10 protein-coding genes are annotated in these 16,690 nt (G+C 55.8%); 1 reads left to right on the plus strand and 9 read right to left on the minus strand.

Translation table 11 applies throughout. From position 1 onward, the window contains the following. Window positions 1-5: 5 nt before the first annotated feature. The 6 genes from SCARR_RS18680 to SCARR_RS18705 form a co-directional block, all read right to left on the minus strand. The gene (locus tag SCARR_RS18680; protein ID WP_136063172.1) at window positions 6-1,637 is read right to left on the minus strand and encodes a sulfatase; all 1,632 of its coding nucleotides are present in this window, start codon (window positions 1,635-1,637) and stop codon (window positions 6-8) included. A gap of 14 nt (window positions 1,638-1,651) precedes the next feature. Next, window positions 1,652-3,631, minus strand: a complete 1,980-nt coding sequence (locus tag SCARR_RS18685; protein WP_136063173.1) for a glycoside hydrolase family 127 protein — start codon at window positions 3,629-3,631, stop codon at window positions 1,652-1,654. Window positions 3,632-3,644: 13 nt separating this feature from the next. Continuing rightward, window positions 3,645-5,225, minus strand: coding sequence for an MFS transporter (locus SCARR_RS18690; RefSeq protein WP_136063174.1), 1,581 nt, complete (start codon window positions 5,223-5,225; stop codon window positions 3,645-3,647). Between the two features lie 23 nt (window positions 5,226-5,248). After that, a complete protein-coding gene (locus SCARR_RS18695) occupies window positions 5,249-7,168 on the minus strand; it encodes an FAD-dependent oxidoreductase (RefSeq protein ID WP_136063175.1) in 1,920 nt (639 codons plus the stop codon). 15 nt (window positions 7,169-7,183) lie between these two features. After that, window positions 7,184-10,426, minus strand: coding sequence for a glycoside hydrolase family 2 TIM barrel-domain containing protein (locus SCARR_RS18700; RefSeq protein WP_136063176.1), 3,243 nt, complete (start codon window positions 10,424-10,426; stop codon window positions 7,184-7,186). A gap of 115 nt (window positions 10,427-10,541) precedes the next feature. After that, window positions 10,542-12,563: a glycoside hydrolase family 127 protein gene (locus SCARR_RS18705; protein WP_136063177.1), complete on the minus strand. Its 2,022-nt coding sequence runs from the start codon at window positions 12,561-12,563 to the stop codon at window positions 10,542-10,544. Between the two features lie 299 nt (window positions 12,564-12,862). On the opposite strand from SCARR_RS18705, the gene SCARR_RS18710 reads away from it, so the two are divergent. Then, window positions 12,863-13,687 carry a sugar phosphate isomerase/epimerase family protein gene (locus SCARR_RS18710; RefSeq protein WP_136063178.1) on the plus strand — a complete coding sequence of 275 codons (825 nt, stop codon included), beginning with the start codon at window positions 12,863-12,865 and terminating at the stop codon, window positions 13,685-13,687. Window positions 13,688-13,818: 131 nt separating this feature from the next. Here SCARR_RS18710 and SCARR_RS18715 read toward each other — a convergent pair whose 3' ends face one another. The 3 genes from SCARR_RS18715 to SCARR_RS18725 all read right to left on the minus strand — a co-directional run bounded on the left by SCARR_RS18715 (window position 13,819) and on the right by SCARR_RS18725 (window position 16,598). Further along, window positions 13,819-14,430 (minus strand): hypothetical protein, encoded by a 612-nt coding sequence (locus SCARR_RS18715; protein WP_136063179.1) that lies wholly within the window; start codon window positions 14,428-14,430, stop codon window positions 13,819-13,821. 262 nt (window positions 14,431-14,692) lie between these two features. Further along, window positions 14,693-16,003 (minus strand): DNA polymerase Y family protein, encoded by a 1,311-nt coding sequence (locus SCARR_RS18720; protein WP_222846363.1) that lies wholly within the window; start codon window positions 16,001-16,003, stop codon window positions 14,693-14,695. Window positions 16,004-16,010: 7 nt separating this feature from the next. Beyond that, window positions 16,011-16,598, minus strand: coding sequence for a LexA family protein (locus tag SCARR_RS18725; RefSeq protein WP_136063180.1), 588 nt, complete (start codon window positions 16,596-16,598; stop codon window positions 16,011-16,013). Window positions 16,599-16,690 lie beyond the last annotated feature (92 nt).

Here is a 16,690-nt window from a genome sequence, read left to right on the forward strand (position 1 = left end):
CCACCTTATTTGGGGAGGTTGCCCTTCCATCCTTTGCTGAATTGGATGAGAAGGCTGGCCACCAGCTCCGGCGTCTTGGCCGCAACATTGACCGTTTCCTGCGGGTCCTCTTTGTGGTCGTACAACTCCACAAAAACGGGTTCGGCATCCGGATGCACCACATCTTTCCAAACCACCAAGCGATAGCGGTCGGTGCGCATGGTATAGCCCATAAGGTTGTTCTCGAAGAGGTCGCGGTCCCATTTGGCGCCCTGCTGCTTAATGATGCGGGCTTCCACTTCTTCGATCAGCGGGCCGAAAAAAGTTTCGCGCAAACCGGGCGAAAGCGGGTTCGCCGCCCATTCGCGCAGGGCCGGATCCGGGAACTGGCTGAAGGCCGCCGCTTTCCACTCGCGGTCCGGGTTGGCCAGCAGCGGCTTAAAGCTGGTTCCCTCCACATGGGACGGCACCGGGATGCCGGCGAGGTCGCACAGCGTCGGATACATGTCGATGAGCTCAACCAGTCCGTCGGTCGTCTTGCCACGGCTGCCTTTGGGCATGTCCGGCGTCCAGATCATCATGGGAACCCGCGTACCAACTTCATAGTTGGTCGCTTTGCCCCAAATACCCATATCGCCGAGGTGCCAGCCATGGTCGCCCCAAACAATGATGATGGTGTTGTCGCGAATGCCCGCTTCGTCGAGCGCGTCGATCATCTTGCCAAGGTTGGCATCGGCATAGCTGACACAGGCCAGATAGGCGTGCTTCAACGTCCGGGCCATTTCGTCATCAATGCCGCCGCTCTTTGGAATGCCGGTCCGGACGCGCAGCTCGAAGGAAGCATGCAACCCCATCTCCGCGCCGTCTTTCGGCCCTTCGGTTTGCGTGGCCAACGGAATCTTCACCGGGTCATACAAATCCCAATAAGGCTTGGGAGCAATCCAATCGAGATGCGGTTTCTTCAAACCCAGCCCAAGGAAGAACGGCTTATCCGGGTTCTTTTTGAGCATGTCCTTCATCGTGGCAATCGCGAGCTCGGTGTTGAGGCCGTCTTCATAGGTCGCATCCGGAACATCGGCGCACTCGTAGGCCGGACCTTTGCCACCCAGCCCGAGACGGGACATGCCCGGATACTTTTTCGACATGTATGCTTTATTCTCTTTCAGGATAGCCTGGTTTTCAGGAAGCGCAAAGCCCCCCACCGTTGCCGGAACCTTGAGCTTCAACGAAGCCTTGGAGACCGGATCGCGGCTCCATGAAAATTCGGGGTCCGACTCCGGCTTGTTATGAAAAATCTTCCCGCAGTACACGGCTTCGTACCCGTTCGCGATAAAGTTTTGCGAAAGGGTGACCATGTCCGGATTGAGCGGACGGAAGCTGGCAAAGTTTTCCGTCACGCGGATGGTGTCCGGGCGGGCGCCCGCCATCAGGCTGGCGCGCGACGGACCGCAGATCGCTTCCTGGCAGAAGGCCCGGTTAAAGAGCAGGCCGTCCGCCGCCAGTTTATCCATATTCGGCGTAACGGCAATCGGCGACCCGTAGCAGCCCAGTTCCGGGCGCAGATCGTCGACGGCAAGAAACAGAATATTCGGCTTTTGCTTCGACTGGCAAGAGCAGGCAAGCAGGAGGACAACAACAAGGTATGTTAATTTTTTCATAAGCTTCTCTCGGTTTAGTTTTCCCAAACAACAGGCATGAACACGGTCATCTCTGCTGTGCCCCGGTTGCTCCAGACGTAATAGGGAACAAACTGGGTTTCGTACAATTTAAACTCCGGCTTTTTAACCGTGCGGTACATGCCGCTCTTCGCATCCGAACGCAGCAACACGCTGCCGTTGATGGTTGAAACGCCACCCAAAAAGTCCGGACGATGTTCCACCCTCAGGTCGGCATTGCCGCTGAAGTACACATCCAGGATTCCGGCACCTTCCGGCAAATCGGGAGACTCCACGCAGTAGACCAGCGGGCCGCGTTTGATTGCCACCTGGTTGCGGACCTCTTCAATGAGCGGGTGGCCTTCCACCAGATTAACGTCCATCGGCATATCCAGTTCAACCACGTCGCCGGCTCTCCACTCGCGCTCGATTTTCGCAAACGTTCCGGGCGCGACATCAACGCCGGCATCCGCACCGTTCACCTGCAGGGCCGCCCCTTCCGCCCATTCCGGAATGCGCAGCATAATCTCAAAGGCTTCCGCTTTGCACTCGTCAACGGTCAGCTTGACCGCGCCGTTCCAGGGGTAATCAGTCTGCTGGGTGAGCTTGAGGGCCGAGCCGTCGAGCAGCTGGGTCTCCAGCTTGTTGCTTCCGTACAGATTCACCGCAACGCCGTTGGCTGAAAGGCTGTAGACCCAACCGGATACTTTGGCGATGGTCCGAACAAGGTTCGGCGGGCAGCAGAAACATTCGATGTAGGGCTCGCGGTCCGGCGACTCGGTGTTGTCACGATCGGCAACGTATTCGCGCTGTCCATTGATGTAGCGCAGCGGGTTCGCGTAGAAATAGTTTTTGCCATCGGCACTGATGCCGACCATCGCGCTGTTGTGCAAGACCAGCTCCATGATGTCGGCATATTTTGACTCGCCCTTAATGCCAAGCATGCGGTAATTGAACATGGCGTTGCCAATGTTGGCGCAGGTTTCGTTATAGGCCGTGGAATTGGGCATCATGTAGTCATCAATGAATCCTTCTTCGATGGTGTCCTTGCGGGGCGACGCACCATAATGGGCCTGTCCAACCGCGCCGGTGACATACATTTTTTTGTTTACGACGCTGTCCCACAGACGATCCAGCGCATCCAAAAGCGCCTGCTCCCCCGTTTCCGCCGCCACATCGGCCGCACCGGCATAATAATAGAGCGCCAGCACTGCATGCCCGGCCGCGTCGGTTTCCTCGCGCAGCGGAACGCGCTCCTGCACCATGTCGCCGATCGGGTAACCCTCGGTGCTGGCATCTTCCACCACCTCGTATTTGCCGCGGTTGTTGATGAAGATTTCAGCCAGCTCCAGATAGCGCTTATCCCTGGTGGTGCGGTACAGCTCGGTCAGACCCATAATCTGTGACTGATTGAAACCAAAGCGCCCAAGCGACGCCGGCTGCGGCTGGAACAGCGCGTAGAGCAGATCCGCATTCTTGATCGCAATGTCCAGAAAGTGGGTCTTGCCGGTTACACGATGGTGAATGCAAGCTGAGGTGTAGAGGTGACCGCAATTATACATTTCATGATATTTGCGGTTCGAGAAATGACCGATGCCGTTAATCTGAATGTGGGTGTGCAGATAGCCGTCGTCTTCCTGGGCTTGGGCAACGACTTCAAGAATTTCATCGAGTTCGTCCAGAATCTTCTGGTCCTTGTTGACCGCATAAACGTGGGAGCAGGCTTCCATCCATTTAAAGAAGTCGCCGTCGTGCCACTCAAAACCTTGATGTTCACCGTCCATCAAGCCGGCGGCAATCTTGAAGTTATTGAACCCGTGGCCAACATCGCCCTTGAGCAGCGAGCCCATGTAGGGAACCATCACTTCTTCGCACTGCTTGAACTTGTCGGCCCAGAAGCCTTCCGTCCAACGGCAGTCTCCCATGCCAATGCTCTTGAGCTTCATGTAAGGGCTGGCAGCGTTGTCTGTAATGGCGGGCGTTTGATGCTTCATCATTGAATTTTCCGTCTTATTTTTCGTCTTTATTTTTAACCAGCAGGGAAAGCTGGATCTCTTCGAGCGACATGTTTTTGGTTTCCTTCAACGTCTTGAATAGAATCACGAGACCGACCAAAACCGCTGCCCCGTAGGATAGGAAGATGGAACTCATCCCCATGTTTTCGAGCTGCCACGGGAAAAACTTCTGCACCAGCGCGCTGGTTAAACTCGTAATGATCGTAAAGAAGGGAATGGCGATGCCGCGTATCGCAATCGGGAAAATTTCGGAGAACAGCACCCACATCACCGGCCCCACAGAAAAATGAAACGCCCCGATAAAACTGAGGATTCCGATCAGTACGAGCGTGGCATTCATCCGGGTTGCAGTCTGCATGAGCGATGTCAGATGCACGGCGGCTTCTTCTTCCCCAAGCGCTTTCTTCACGGCATTTTTAAAAGCAATGTCATTCTCGAACTCAACCTCGACCAAGGCCGTGAGCCGTTCCGGATTCTCAAGGCCGCTCATTTCCTCGATGGACTGCGCGGTAATGACATAGCGGGCTTCTTTGAATGAGTATGAACAGAGAGCGAGACTGGCTATAATCCAAACCATGCCCCAGATGATCAGCGGACGGCGACCCAGCTTATCCACCAGCAGCAATCCAAGCACCGTGAACACAATGCTGGTCACGCCCAGCCAAATGGCCTGGGCAAAGGCGGCGTCGGCACCGATTCCCAATTGCTTGAACACGGTTTGTGCATAGAAGAGAATGGCGTTGATGCCGGTGCACTGCTGCGCAATGCCGATGGTCAGAGCAATGATGAAAATCAGGCGCATCGGCTTGCTGAAGGTTTCCTTCAGCTGGGATGCAATAGATTGGTTATGGCAACCCAGACTCAGGCTTTCCTGCATCTCGTTCAAATGGTGCTCAACCTCATCTTGGGGAAGAATCTTGCGCAGCGTGGCTTTGGCGTCTTCAGCGCGGCCTCGATAGAACAACCACGACGGACTCTCGGGAATGATCATCAGAAGACCGAACCAGAGTATGGCAAACGGAATTTCAGAGCCCAACATCCAGCGCCAGGTATGCGTATCAATACAGAGCGTTGAAACCCACTCGCTCCCCGACCCCGCCCACTGGTGAATCAGATAGTTGACGAAATATGCGCCGGACAAACCAACCACGATATTGATCTGCGTCATCGAAACCAGTTTGCCCCGCCATTTCGGAGGCGCAATTTCGCCGATATACATCGAGGCCAGCGAAATGGAACTGAAGGCCAGCCCACCCAGAAAACGAGCCGCAACCAGCACCCCGTAACTAGGCGCAAAAGCGGATGCCAACGCGGAGATCAGATAGAGCACCGCCACCAGCATAATCGCCTTCTTGCGGCCAAATGCATTGCAGATGTATCCGGCAAACGGCAAGGCCACCAGAACGCCCCAGGCCGGAGCACTCACCGCGGTCCCCAACTGCATCGACGTCAGCGAAAACTCATTTGTGATGAAGTCCGTCGTTCCGGAAATCAGCGCGGCATCGAGGCCGAACAGAAACCCGCCCATGGCAACAATGGTGGCGTAGATGAATGCGTTTACTCTATAAGAACTCATATTCAGGTCTCGGGGGGGGGGGGTTAGGATGCGTAGCAGCGCACTTCGAACAGCTTGGCGTTTTTCGCGCCGTACGTTTCTTTCAGGTTGATCCGGACACCTGAGGCGCGCACCTGATCGAAATCAAACTTGATCAGGCGCCTTCGGTTATCGTCGTTGCTTCCGACTTTGACCCACTTGCCGTTTATCCGTGCTTCAACGTCCAGCGATTTCAAGAGTTCCGTCGGAACATCGTTCCAGAAGTTAAAGCTTACTTTCGAATCCTTGCGCATCATGATATTGCGCTTAACATTGGTGTCGCATTTGATTTCAACCTTCGACAGCTTGACCGGCTCTTCCCATTCCATGATGACCTCGGCCGGCAGACCGTGCGATTCCCAACCGTGTTCAACACCTTCAAAATCACGGGAAACGCCATCGGTCAGCAGTTTCGGATCGCCGGATACGGTAGCCGAAGCCGCGATCAGGTCCGCTTTGCGGGCAAGGTCTTTGGGATCATGAGCCGGGCGGTGCGGAATAAAGGCATCATCACGGAGCAACTGTTCCTGGAGCTCGTTGATATGATGGGTTGCAATATCGCGCGGGTTGCATTTTCTCTGAACACACATGGCCGCTCCGGTGCCGACGGCTAGGCCCATGGTGGCACAGGTGGCCATTAGGCGACTAGACGAAAGTGCAATATGGGTCTGGCTGATGTTGCGACCCGCAAATGACAGGTTGGCAATGTTTTTGGAATACAGGCTGCGATACGGGATCTCGTACACTTTATGGAAGTGGTAGTGGAAATAACTGGGCGGGTCTTCGAGGTTTTCAATGCCGCCCCAGCAATGTTCATCCAGCGACCACCCCCCGTAACCCACCGCATCCTCAAAATGTTTGTGGTTCAGCAGGTCGCCTTCTTTGAGAATATAATCGCCGATGAAGCGACGCGATTCACGTTTGCCCGGAAGCGATTGCACCCAGGTGAGCGCATGGTTTTCGGCTCCCGGAATCTGGCCCGAGTTTTTAATGTAGTCCCAGACGCCGTAGGAATAGGCCATCAGCTTGTCGCGAATGATTTCCTGCTCAGCAATAATGTCGCCGTCGCTGCCGACCTCCATCCACCAAAGGCCGTTATGGAATCCGTTGAACTTCCGTTTCGGGTTGGACTTTTCGGCATCATAGGGAATGGCCCATGAGGGCGCGGTGAAGGGCATCGGTTCGCCCATGTCTTCCGAATGCATCAGCAGCGTGGCACCCATCTGCCAGCCGTCCGGTTCATCCGGAGCATACTTTTCGCCAAACTCTTTTTTGCCTTCGCGTCCTGTGCGGTAAAACGCTCCCGCAGTGGCAGCCAGCAGGCCATCGCCCGAACAGTCGATGAACTGTTTGGCCTTGATCGTGATTTCCGTTTCAGTGGTCAACTGCCAGCACTTGGCGACCACGATGGTGTTGCCGTTCATGACGGCTTCGGTGGCCTGCGTGTTCAGCATCAGCTCCAGATTCGGTTCACTGATCACAAAGTCGTAGAGCAGGTGGTCCCAGACCGGCCAGGATTCCTGTTTGTTGTTGAAGCGGTTGTGCAGCAGAAGTTCTTCGATGATGCCGGTTTCGCGTTCGGCTTTGTTGTCAGGACGCAAATGCGTGACGCCGTTGAGATGCACGCGCATTTCACTCGATGCATTGCCGCCGAGTACCGGACGATCCTGTACAAGCACGGTTTTGGCCCCGTTGCGTGCAGCGGAAACCGCAGCACAGATGCCGGCAATGCCGCCGCCAAGTACGGCGACATCATAGTGGACCGTTTCTTTACGATCAGGCAGGCCTCGCTCCCCTTTCGAAAGTTGAAGCCAATTATCCGACGCCCGTTCGCCGGCCAGGCCGGCATCGTCCGATGCGCAGCCCACGATTGGAATAATGCTAGCCGCTACAGCACCGTTCTTAAAAACATCTCTTCGCTTCACAGTTCCAACCTCCGGTTATTTTGTCGGGCCCATCATAAACTCAAGGCGGTACTTGCCCGGCTTAAGAAGGTATTGCGGCAACGTGTTCGACAACGTGCCGCCCACGCCCATCTGAACGGAATCAATGTTCAGCGTGTAGAAGCCCTGGGGCTTCAGATCGTAGGGATGCCGCGCCTCTTCAAGGTTCTCTGCCGAATACGGCCAAACAGAAAAACCAAACTGCGGTTGGCCAGTAATCATGAGGCCGGCCTTGGAATTTTCGGCGCAGAGCTTCAGCCAGCGCACATCGGTCCGGTTGCCGTTTTCCTGGGGCATGGCATAGTTGGTGAACAGCTCGTCCGTTTTCTGGCTGAACGCCGCAACCTCGGCGCCGCGCTTGCGGTCGCTGTAGTTTTCCCACGGGCCGTTGCCGTAGTATTCGGCTTCCACATACGCGCCGGGAATGCCCATGGTCATGCCGTAGCGGAAGAGGTCCGCCAGCGACTTGTCCGCATCCATATCCATTTTCACCGCAACGTTGCCGTCGCTGTAGAAGGTATAGGAAGTCTCCAGCTTAATCTTGCTGCCAGAGCTTTGCGAAACCAGAACATGAATCGATTGTTTATCTTTAGCGCCGACGGCGACCGAACTGGTTTTCAGATTGGCCGGCAAATTGCCCCATGATTTTTTTGATTTTTGGAACGGCTTCCAACCCGCGCCTCGCGAGTCGTTGTCGATCGGCGGACGGTTAAAGTTTGGCCGTAAAGCGAAGGCCAGCTGCTCAACGCCGTTGACGATGTAGGAAGTCAGCTCGCCGGTCGTTTTCGAGACCGATGCAGAGAAGCCTTTTCCGGCAACCGCAATCTTTCCAACGGCGTCTTCGAACGAGATCTCATCCGTTGATGCAGAGGTGTACGCCGCGGGGCCCTTCCGACTTTTCAGCGCGAGCTGCCCCTTGGCGACTTCGTATCCTTTTTTGCACCAGAGACGGTCAGCCTTTTCGTTCAGGCTCAGACGCAGCCAGTATTCCGACCCCGCATCAAACTTCACCTTTTCAAAAGGCACTTTAACCACAGCGGAATCCAGCGCAGGAATATCCTGCGCTGCCAGCTTGCCGGCCTGCAGCTCCTGCCCGTCTTTCGAGAGCGTCCAACGGATTTCGTATTGATCCAGATTCGTGAAGCTGAAGCGATTGGTAATCTTCACCTTGCCGGCTTCCACATCAACCGCTTCGAAAGCGGCCGACTGGAACACATACTTGCATTCCCAGGCATGCGGGTTCGGCGTGCGGTTGGAGGCAAATACCCCGTTCATGCAAAAGTTTTCGTCGTTGGGCACATCGCCGAAGTCGCCGCCGTAGGCATAAAACGGCTTGCCGTTTTCATCCTTCTTCACGAGGCCTTGGTCGATCATGTCCCAAATGTAGCCGCCGATCAAATTGGGCCGGGCGCGAATCTCATCCCAGTAGTCACCCAGGCCTCCGATGGAGTTGCCCATGGCGTGCAGGTATTCGCACATAATGATCGGGCGGTCGATGTGTTCGCTCTCGGCCATGCCCACCAGCTGGCTGAGGTCGGGGTACATGCGGCTAAGCACATCCACATAGTCCGGGTCGTCCGGGTTGGCGTAGACCGGCCATTTGTTGACCTTGTAGCCGATGCCGTCCTCTTCGACGTAAAGCGGGTGCAGCGGGTCGCCCTGCGCGCCTTCGTAGTGGATGAAGCGGCCCGAACCATAATCGAAGTAGCGGATCCAGCTCGCGGCGGCGGCGAAGCCAGGACCGGTGCCCGACTCGTTGCCGAGCGACCAGGAAATAACGCACACGTGATTTTTATCGCGCTCCACCATGCGGGTCACCCGGCTGATGAGCGCACCGTTCCACGAAGGCATGTTGGCGAGATAGCCGCCGAGGTGATGCGTTTCAATATTGGCTTCGTCCATCACATACAGGCCATACTCGTTGCAGAGATCGAGGAAGTGCGGATCGTTGGGATAGTGGCAGGTGCGGACGGCGTTAAAGTTAAACTGCTTCAACAGCTCGACATCCTTGCGCATGTCTTCGCGGGCCAGCGCCTTGCCGCGGATCGGATGGTGGTCGTGGCGGTTCACGCCCATAATCTCCACCGGCTTGCCGTTGATCAGCAGTTCATTTTCCGCGCTGAACTCAATCTTGCGGAAGCCGATCTTTTGGCTGCGCGCCTCCACCACCCCTCCCTTGGGATCGGTTACGGTAAAGACCACTTTGTATAAATAGGGATCTTCCGCCGACCACTTGCGGGGCGACTGAATCTCCGCCTTCATGAAGGCAAACACGGGCAGGTCGCGCGGGGGCCAGCGTTCGTTGTAGACTTTGTCAATCGCGACCGAAAGCGGCGCATCCAGAACGGCCTTTTCGTCGGCATCGTAAAGCTGCGCGGTAACCTTCCAGCCTTTGAGATTGTCGGCGCCTTCTTTCACCCAGACACGCGGACGGAGTTCCAGCTTTGCGTTTTCGAGCTGGTCGTCGAACGGGGTGCGGACATAAAAATCGTTCAGCGCAATCTTGGGCTGCGCGAGCAGGAGCACTTCGCGGTGAATGCCGCTCAGTCGCCACATGTCCTGGTCTTCCAGATAGCTGCCGTCGCTCCAGCGGAACACCTGCACCGCAACCCGGTTCTTGCCCGGCTTTACATATTCCGTAATGTCGAATTCAGCGGCCAAACGGCTGCCTTGGCTGTAGCCGACGGCTTCGCCGTTGACCCACACATAAAACGCAGATGAGACGCCGCCAAAGTGCAGGATGATCGAGTCGTTTTTCCACTCGCGGGAAATCTTAAAATCGCGGAAATAGCTGCCGACCGGATTGTCGCGGTAAATAAACGGAGGCTTCGGCGGCGTCGGCCCTTTCCAATCATACTTCAACGTTGTGTCGAGAATGTTGGGCGTCCAGGGATACGTGATGTTGGAATAGATCGGCTGGCCGTGGCCCTGCAGCTCCCAGTTGGACGGAACGGGAATATCGTCCCAGCCCTTGCCCTTGAAACCCTTCGCCATAAAATCCGTGGGGCGGTCTTCCGACTTGCCCACATATTTAAACTTCCAGGTGCCGTCCAGCGATTGGACGCGCGCCTTGTCGCGGTTTCCTTCGAGTGCGTCTTCCGCGCTTTTGAAGGAGTAGGATGGAACGCGCGCCGGCAGCTTGTTTTGTTCAAACATCTGCTCGTCTTCCCAATCATTCCGGGCAGTCGCAAATTGATTCGACATCGCCAGTACGAGTCCAAAAAGTATCTGTTTCTTCATACGTTTGATTCCCTGCTAATTCCCGGCCGCAAAGACATGAAAACGCAAAGTTTTCAACTCCTTCCTTCTTTGCGTCTTAGCGCCTTTGCGGTCAAGTTTCTCTATTAGTGGTTTTTTATTCCCAAATGAGCGGCAGCCAAACGGACATTTCAGCCATGCCGCGGTTCGACCATGCGTAGTACGGCACGAACTGGGTTTTCAGCTTTTGGAACTTCGGCTTCTTTTCGAGCGTGCGGTACATCTGGCCCTGTTGGTCGTCATACAGCATGACCGTTCCCTTGAGCGTGGTCAGGCCGTCCGTGAAGGCCGGATCATGGGCCGGCGTCAACTTGATGTCCGACGGCAGGTAGACATCCAGGATGGAGGTGCCTTCCGGCAGGTCGGGGGTTTCCATGCAGTACACGAGCGGACCGCGCTTGACGGCCGCTTGGTTGCGGGTTTCTTCAATTTTGGGATTTCCGACCATCAGTTTGGCTTCCATCGGAATGTCCAGCTCAACCATATCGCCGGCTTTCCATGCGCGGTTGACTACGGCGAATACTCCGGCCGTCACGTCGATGCCGGCATCCTTGCCGTTTACTTTGACCGTGGAGCCTTCCGCCCACGCCGGGATGCGCAGCATCAAATCGAACGGAGCGGCTTTGCAGCCCTCGACGGTGATCTTCACCGCGCCGTCCCACGGATAGTCTGTTTCCTGCGTCAGTTTGATGTCCGAGCCGTCGAGCATCTTGGTGGCCAGCTTGTTGCCGCCGTAGAGGTTCACCGCAACGCCGTTGTCGGCCAGGCTATACGCCCAGTTATTGGCTTTGGCGACCGTGCGGACGAGGTTCGGCGGGCAGCAGAAGCAGGGAATGTAGGCCACACGTTCAGCATAGTCCGTGATCCCCATTTTCTTGTCGAACGTCCGGCGCAGCGGATTGGTGTAGAAATAGTGGGTTCCGTCCTGACTGATGCCCGAAAGCGTGTTGTAAAGCACCAGTTCCACAATGTCGGCATATTTGGATTCACCGTGAATACCGAGCAGGCGGTAGCTGAACATGCCGTTGCAGATGTTGGCGCAGGTTTCATTATATGCCGTCGAGTTGGGCATCATGTAATCCTTGATGAACCCCTCGTGAATCATGTCTCCTTTGGGCGACACGCCGTGATGGGTCTGTCCGCAGGCGCCAGTGATGTACATCTTATGATTGACCACGCTGTCCCACATACGGTCGAGGGCCTTGATCAGCGCCTGCTCGCCGGTTTCGGCATACACATCGGCTGCGCCGGCATAGTAGTAGAGCGCCAATACAGCGTGACCGGCGGCTTCGTTGGCTTTGCGCAGCGGCGTGCGCTCCTGAACCATATCGCCGATGTGCTTGTAGTTCGCATAGGGAGCGGGCGCCACTGTGGATTGGCCGCGTCGGTTGATGAACTCCTCAGCCAGTTTCAGATATTTTTTATTGCCGGTTTCGCGGTACATCTCGGCCAGGCCCATAATCTGGGTCTGGTTGAAGCCGAAGCGTTTCAGATCCTCCGGACAGGGCATAAAGGTTTCGCAAAGAAAATCGGCATGCTTGACGGCAATGTTGAAAAAGTTGTCCTGCCCGGTAATCCGGCGATGGATACAGGCGCTGGTCAGCAGATGGCCGGAGTTGTACATCTCGTGCAGCTGCCGGTTGGCCCACCGCTCCTGCTTCCCTTTCTTTGCCTGGGGGATCTGGACCTGGGTCGAAAGGTAGCCGTCATCGCACTGCGCTTTGCCGATGATCGCAATATATTCATCGGCCTGCTTGAGGAGCGCCGGATCTTTATTGATGGCATAGACATACATGGAGGCTTCGATCCATTTATAAAAATCGCCGTCGTGCCAGTTCATGCCCTGGTGTTTGCCTTCCTTCATTCCGGCGGCAATCTTAAAGTTGTCGAGCGCAAAGCCAACGTCGCCGGTAAGGATGTCGCCCATATGGGGCACCATCACCTCTTCACAAAGCTTAAACTTGTCGGCCCAGAAACCGTCCGTCCACTGGCAGTCGCCAATATTCACGCTCTTGAGTTTGACGTACGGGCTGTCCGCATTGTCAATGATGCCCCGCTGCTGGCCGTGAGCCAAACCAACCATGCTGATCCCGCACAATATAAGTGACAGTATTTTCATTACATCTCTCCTGTTTGCTGGCAGTAAAAAAACTCCATTGACTAGGCATGAGACAGACCGGCGTCAACAGCCGAATCTCCCGATTCCTAGTAACTCATCATAGGTTGGCAAAATACGACCCGCTTGATAACAGCGGATCTTATAATAAACACTGCGGATATTGCACTCCCTGTTTTTGACAAAACCAACGAAATGCGGACGCCGGGCGCGCCACCGGGGGAAATAATGATTTGATGAGCACATTAGTCCCATATACAATGTCCCGCATTATTTACGCTGGAATGCAAAAAAGGATCACTATGAAAATACTCTACTTTTGCCCGCTTTGGGGCTGTGAAGACATGGACTTCGACCACTACTGCCAAACCGTCGCCGAGACCGGCTACGACGGCGTTGAAATGAGCCTCCCGCTGGACGACCGCCCCGCCATGGAGCGACGGATGCGGAGCCTGAAAGCACATGGACTCGAACTTCTGGCGCAGCATTGGGAAACCGTTGCCCCAAACCTAGATGATCACGTGGCCGAGTACCGGCGGCGCCTCGAATGGCTGGCCAGCGCCGAGCCGCTGCTGATCAATTCCCAAACCGGACGCGATTGGTTTGGCTTTGAGGATAACTGCCGGGTGATCGCCGAAGCCAAAGCCGTGGCACAGGCCACGGGAATCCAGATTCTGCATGAAACGCATCGCGGAAAATTTAGCTATGCCGCCGCCGCTGCCCGCCGCTTTCTTGAATGCGACGCCGATCTTCGGATCACCGCGGACTTCTCGCACTGGTGCGCCGTCTCGGAATCGCTACTGGAGGATCAGCAGGACTCCATTGAACTAGCCGTTTCGCGGGCGGACCACATCCATGCGCGCGTCGGCCATCCGGAAGGCCCGCAGGTTTCGGACCCCCGTGCGCCGGAATGGGCGGTCGCCCTCAACGCCCATTTGGGCTGGTGGGACCGGATTGTCGAAGCGCATCGTAAAGCCGGCTCCGAACGGCTGACCATCACGCCGGAGTTCGGGCCCTACCCCTACATGCCACAACTTCCGTACACCCAGCAACCGGTCGCAAGCCAATGGGAAATCAACCTGCACATGATGTCCCTGTTGCGCAGCCGCTACAAAGCCGAGGCCTGAGATCCATACAGGCCTTTTTATTTTCTTTTCCCCATGCCCGTTTTACTGCGGTCTGTGGTCGGAGAGGCTTGCTGGCCCTGATGGTTAAAGGCTTCGGATGCTTTAGTGACATACTAAGGGTAGGAGCGATCCTATTTCTTCGCATGAAGGGGTAGGTGAGGGAGGAATTCTGATGAAGGCGCCATTTCCAACCGGGGCATGCCCGGCGCCCATAGCAGCAACGCCCCTCCGAGCTTTTCCGCCCCATTGGATGAAACGATCGCATACAGATAGAGTTCGAGGATCAGCAGCGCGCTGAGCGCTTCCAATGTGTTTTTCAGGTTCGCTTTTTCGAAATTGCTGTCGCGATGATGCTTAATGTCCTGATAGGCATTCCACCAGTCGAGCCGCCCTCCGGCTTTGTTCCATGCAGCAAAGGGATGCACCGTTCGATGAAACCGGTTCACCCGTACTGGAGCTTTGTGGATCTCCGGAAATCTACCAAGAATCGTCCGTTTATAATGTCCCATGTTGTCGGCCGGATTCTTAGGGCCGATGATCTTGCAGATTTTCTTGAGGACGGCCTCGCACTCTGTATTGATGCAGACGAGTTGCTGCGCAAATTCAATGGAGCAGGTCGCATCGTTTATTTCGGCACATCCGGTGTAGTTCGCAACGGCATGAAAATCAGATTCCAACTTAAGGAAATACTGCCCGTAGGAATCGTCGAGAGGGCTTTGCTTGGGCGTCATATGTTTAGACATAAACTACTCCTTCTGGTTGCGTTGTTTCGGGCATGTATCCGCACCCGATACGTTGGACAATAAAACACGATCAACTCAAGACCGGCAAGGGCGAATTCAGCAACTCCAGCGAAGCGGCCCTCGGATCGTTAACTTTTACGCCATGAAAGCTTCGAGCATGGACCATAAAAGCGCCGTGCAACCCTGGGTCAGGATATCGGCAAGAGCATCGCATGCGATTCCGAGGCTTCGAAGATGCAGGGGAATCCAAAGGGATTGGGAACTACACTTTAATATCCAGCCGGGGAATCCGAATGCGCCGGCGCTGGGTTTCGCCCGCCAGCAGGTTCAGCTTTCGCCAGCAGGGTTCGTCCCGGTCGTTCATCTCGACGGACTTCAAACTCAGCCCCGTCCCCAGAAAGATGCGATGCTTCCCGTAGCGCCGGTTGACCTGGTCCACCACCCGGCCGACCTCCCGCATGCGCTCGATCTGAATGCGGTCATCGAATAAATCATACTGCTGCCGGCTGTCGCTTTCCAGACGGCTCAGCACTACGGAAGTCGACCGGTACTCCCGCCGCGCCGCATAGAGCTGATTGAACATTTGCCGGATCAAGGGCGTGGCCTCCATCGCGTTCGAGGTCGAGCCGCTCAGCCGGGCCCCGACTCCCCTTTCCTGATAGTCCTTCGTTCGAAGATAGACCGTGATTTCCCCCGCCCGCATGTTGAGCCTGCGCAACTTGATGAAGGCCGACTCCACATTCCGGACCAGCTTGGCGTAGATGTAGTCTGGATCGGCCGAAGGCGCCGAAAACGTCTTGCCCTTCATGATGCTCGCCTGTGGCGGCCGGGCCTGCGTATCCACTGGGTTCACCGCCCGCCCCCGGAGCTCATGCCAGATTTCCCAGCCGGGTTTATGAAGCATTTTGCGAACCCATTTTTCATCCCGCAACGCAAAATCATAGGCGGTATGCAGCCCGTATTTCCGCAAGAGCTGCTGGGCCGACGGTCCAATCCCCCAGACATCCGCCAACGGCACCTTTTGCAGGAACAGGTGGATGTGCTTTCCGGCTACTGCAGTGATGCCGTTGGGTTTTCGGTAATCAGAAGCGATCTTGGCCAATCCCTTTGAAGCACTCAGCCCCACCGATACCGTGATGTCTAATTCCTTGCAAACAGCGGCCTGAACCTGGACGGCAATGTCCTTATAGGAACATCTGAACAGCCGTCTCATGCCGGTGATGTCGGCGAAGCCTTCGTCGATGGAATATTCCTCCACCTCCGGAGTGTAGCGCCGCATAATCTCAAACATGCGCTTGGAATAAATGCTGTAGCTTTCATAGTCCGAGGGCAGCACCACCAAATTAGGACACATCCGCCGGGCTTCCCACAACCCAACGCCCCGCTTGATCCCCAGCGCCTTGGCTTCATACGAGGCGCAGGCAATGATGCCCCTCTCCTTGCCCGTCACCACCGGGAGCCCCTTCAAGCGGGGATGCATGGATTGCTCCACCGAGGTGAAAAAGGCATCCCCGTCGATATGCATAATGGCACGGGGGAACGACGACAGCGTGAATGGAGCATCCTTGTTCACAGAAGGCCTAAGCGTACTTGCGCACAACGGCCTTGACGATCCCACCGATAGCCATGGAGCGCTCTGGGCGGATGCGGGTGTACGAGGAGTTGGCAGGATCCAGATAAACCCCCTCCTTGTCCCTGCCGAAATACTTCATCGTCCACTCGCCGTCCACCTGCGCCACGACAATATCGCTCTTCTTCGGCACACCGCCTTTTTCCACCAGCACCAGATCGCCGGGATGGATGCCGGCCTCAATCATCGAGTCGCCGGATACAGTGAGCAAATAGGTGGCCTCGGGGCGGGCAACGAGAAATTCATCCAAGTTGATGGTGTCAATCAGCTCTTCCTCGGCCGGCGAAGGGAAGCCGGCCTGCACCGAACCCAAAATGGCGATGCCCCCCGTAATCTTCGCGGTAAAGCCGATGCGGCCTTTCGCGGAGCGGATAAGATAGTTGAGGTCGATCAGCTTGTTGACGGGATTGTAGACGGCGTTTTTAGATTTATAGCCAAAGAGCCCGGCCATCTCGGCATACGACGGCGCCCGGCCCTCCTGTTTATAGAAGGAACGCAGCTGGGCTATCTTTTCACCAATGTCGAGGGTTCGTGGCATGCCCTCTTATATAGGTGTACGATCGTACACCTTCAAGCAAAAACTGTTTTGGGTCAGCTCCCGTTAGGCTAAATGGGCTTGTCGAAAGTCAT

Source organism: Pontiella sulfatireligans (assembly GCF_900890705.1).
GTDB lineage: Bacteria > Verrucomicrobiota > Kiritimatiellia > Kiritimatiellales > Pontiellaceae > Pontiella > Pontiella sulfatireligans.

Coding starts and splice junctions, on each gene's coding strand:
- SCARR_RS18680 (WP_136063172.1), bottom strand. CDS start 1,637: ATGAAAAAATTAACATACCTTGTTGTTGTCCTCCTGCTTGCCTGCTCT.
- SCARR_RS18685 (WP_136063173.1), bottom strand. CDS start 3,631: ATGATGAAGCATCAAACGCCCGCCATTACAGACAACGCTGCCAGCCCT.
- SCARR_RS18690 (WP_136063174.1), bottom strand. CDS start 5,225: ATGAGTTCTTATAGAGTAAACGCATTCATCTACGCCACCATTGTTGCC.
- SCARR_RS18700 (WP_136063176.1), bottom strand. CDS start 10,426: ATGAAGAAACAGATACTTTTTGGACTCGTACTGGCGATGTCGAATCAA.
- SCARR_RS18705 (WP_136063177.1), bottom strand. CDS start 12,563: ATGAAAATACTGTCACTTATATTGTGCGGGATCAGCATGGTTGGTTTG.
- SCARR_RS18710 (WP_136063178.1), top strand. CDS start 12,863: ATGAAAATACTCTACTTTTGCCCGCTTTGGGGCTGTGAAGACATGGAC.
- SCARR_RS18715 (WP_136063179.1), bottom strand. CDS start 14,430: ATGTCTAAACATATGACGCCCAAGCAAAGCCCTCTCGACGATTCCTAC.
- SCARR_RS18725 (WP_136063180.1), bottom strand. CDS start 16,598: ATGCCACGAACCCTCGACATTGGTGAAAAGATAGCCCAGCTGCGTTCC.